The organism is Methylobacterium nigriterrae (assembly GCF_037106235.1).
In the GTDB taxonomy this organism is placed as follows: domain Bacteria; phylum Pseudomonadota; class Alphaproteobacteria; order Rhizobiales; family Beijerinckiaceae; genus Methylobacterium; species Methylobacterium nigriterrae.
Map to the genome: position 1 here is coordinate 1 of NZ_JBAWTG010000801.1, position 279 is coordinate 279.

Here is a 279-nt window from a genome sequence, read left to right on the forward strand (position 1 = left end):
CCGGTGGTCGCGGTGATCCTCGGAGTCATCACCGCCGTCATCGGAATCGTGACTGTCTTCACGGTGCGCCGCTGGCCCGGGCCGACGCGCCGCTACGACGCCGTCGGCACCGGGCGCGGAAAAGAATCTGGCGGCTCTGTTTCCGATTGGGATGAGTTGAGCGGGGGGAGCGCCCCAACCGCACGCTAGACTTTGGATTCAACACCCCAAGAAGGAGCATTGTGAGCGACGACACATCAGATCCCGGCCACGGCAATTCGCCAGCCGCGTGGACCGCTG

At 65.2% G+C, this 279-nt stretch carries 1 protein-coding gene; it reads left to right on the forward strand.

Annotated elements, in window-relative coordinates:
* A partial coding sequence (locus WDW90_RS39215; RefSeq protein WP_336493007.1) for a Trp biosynthesis-associated membrane protein occupies positions 1-189 on the forward strand: 189 nt, incomplete at its 5' end.
* Between the last annotated feature and the right edge of the window lie 90 nt (positions 190-279).